Origin of the sequence: Pseudomonas sp. GD04058 (assembly GCF_029836855.1) — a bacterium.
In the GTDB taxonomy this organism is placed as follows: Bacteria; Pseudomonadota; Gammaproteobacteria; order Pseudomonadales; family Pseudomonadaceae; genus Aquipseudomonas; species Aquipseudomonas bharatica.
In genome coordinates, this window is record NZ_JAOECN010000084.1 from 1 (window position 1) to 2514 (window position 2514).

The window sequence follows — 2514 nt, forward strand, 5'->3', positions numbered from 1 at the left end:
AGTGATCTTCATCTCGCTGCCCGCCGGATTGGTCAGGCGGGCGGTATAGACGATGTCACCGCCTTCCTGGACGGTGCCGGTGGCGGACAGGGTCAGGCCGGTAGTATCCAGGCGAGCCGGGTCATCGGTTACGACGGTGGTCGGGGTGCCGGCGGTTTCGAGCTTCTCGTAATTGCCGCCACTGACACCGGTGATGCTGTTGGTCAGCGGCGTGTTGGTGTTCAGGACGTTGTTCGGCGCAATGAAATCGACCGAACCGCTGGAAGAATTGACCGGAATGGTGATCGACTGGCCGTTGGCCAGGCTGATGACCAGCGGGGTGCCGGTAACCGGAGCCGTGACCGAGGCGGTGTAGGTCACTACGCTACCTTCCACTGCGCTCGAGGTCGCGGTCAGAGTGACGGTCGACGTATCGATTGAATCCGTAACGGCAGTGACCGCCGCAGTCGGGCTGACTTCCAGATGCTCGAAGTCTCCGCCGGTGGTGCCGGTGATGGTCACGCTGACGTTGCCGCCATCTACATAGACGGTGTTGGCTGGTGCAGCGAACGTGACAGAGCCCTCACTCAAGCCCTTACCAATGGTGATCACTTCGCCGTTGCTGAGGGTGATCTTCATCTCGCTGCCGGCCGGATTGGTCAGGCGAGCGGTATAGACGATGTCACCGCCTTCCTGAACGGTGCCGGTGGCGGACAGGGTCAGACCGGTAGTATCCAGGCGAGCCGGGTCATCGGTTACGACGGTGGTCGGGGTACCGGCGGTTTCCAATTTTTCGTAGTTGCCACCGGTGGCGCCGGTGATGCTGTTGGTCAGCGGCGTATTGGTGTTCAGCACGTTGTTCGGGGCGATGAAATCGACCGAACCGCTGGAGCTGTTGACCGGAATGGTGATCGACTGGCCGTTCGCCAAAGAGATGACCAGAGGGGTGCCAGTGACTGGCGCGGTAACCGAGGCGGTGTAGGTCACCACACCGCCTTCGACCGCGCTCGAGGTCGCGGTCAGGGTGACGGTCGAAGTGTCGATGCTGTCGGTGACAGCAGTGACAGCCGCAGTCGGGCTGACTTCCAGATGCTCGAAGTCGCCGCCGGTAGTGCCTGTGACGGTGACGCTGACGTTGCCGCCATCTACGTAAACGGTGTTTTGCGGGGCCGGGAAGGTCACGCTGCCTTCCGACAGACCTTTGCCGATGGTAATGACCTCGCCATTACTCAGCGTGATCTTCATTTCACTGCCAGCCGGATTGGTCAGGCGGGCGGTGTAGACGATGTCTCCACCTTCCTGGACGGTGCCGGTGGCTGACAGGGTCAGGCCAGTGGTGTCCAGGCGAGCCGGGTCGTCGGTTACAACGGTGGTCGGGGTGCCGGCGGTTTCCAGCTTCTCGTAGTTGCCACCGGTGACACCGGTGATGCTATTGGTCAGCGGGGTGTTGGTATTCAATACGTTGTTCGGGGCGATGAAGTCCACCGAACCGCTCGAAGCGTTGACCGGAATGGTGATCGATTGGCCGTTGGCCAAAGTTACAACCAGCGGGGTGCCGGTGACCGGAGCTGTGACCGATGCGGTGTAGGTGACGATGCCACCTTCGACGGCGCTCGAAGTTGCGGTCAGGGTTACGGTGCTGGTGTCGATGCTATCGGTGACTACGGTCACCGCGGCCGTCGGGCTGACTTCCAGATGCTCAAAGTCGCCGCCGGTAGTCCCAGTGACGGTCACGCTGACGTTGCCGCCGTCCACGTAGACGGTGTTGGCTGGTGCCGGGAAGGTCACGCTGCCTTCCGACAGACCTTTGCCGATGGTAATGACCTCGCCATTGCTCAGCGTGATCTTCATCTCGCTGCCCGCCGGATTGGTCAGGCGGGCGGTATAGACGATGTCACCGCCTTCCTGGACGGTGCCGGTGGCGGACAAGGTCAGGCCGGTAGTATCCAGGCGAGCCGGGTCGTCGGTTACAACGGTAGTCGGGGTGCCGGCGGTTTCCAGCTTCTCGTAGTTGCCACCGGTCACGCCGGTGATGCTGTTGGTCAGCGGCGTATTGGTGTTCAGCACGTTGTTCGGTGCAATAAAGTCCACCGAACCGCTCGAAGAATTGACCGGAATGGTGATCGACTGGCCGTTCGCCAAAGAGATGACCAGAGGCGTACCAGTGACTGGCGCGGTAACCGAGGCGGTATAAGTCACCACACCGCCTTCAACAGCACTAGCGGTGGCGGTCAGAGTGACCGTCGAGGTATCGATGCTGTCGGTAATAGCAGTCACGGCTGCAGTCGGGCTGACTTCAAGGTGTTCGAAGTCACCGCCGATGGTACCGGTGATCGTCACACTGACATTGCCAGCATCGACGTACACGGTGTTGGCAGGCGCTGCAAAGGTTACAGAACCTTCGGACAGACCTTTCCCGATAGTGATCACTTCCCCGTTGCTGAGGGTGATCTTCATTTCACTGCCCGCCGGGTTGGTCAGGCGGGCGGTGTAGACGATGTCACCGCCTTCCTGGACGGTGCCGGTGGCGGACAA

General features: G+C 61.1%; 1 protein-coding gene. It reads right to left on the bottom strand.

The window, feature by feature from the left end; translation table 11 throughout:
* Positions 1 to 2514, bottom strand: a 2514-nt coding sequence (locus N7650_RS27795; protein WP_347815662.1) for an immunoglobulin-like domain-containing protein, incomplete at both ends; no start/stop codon positions are given.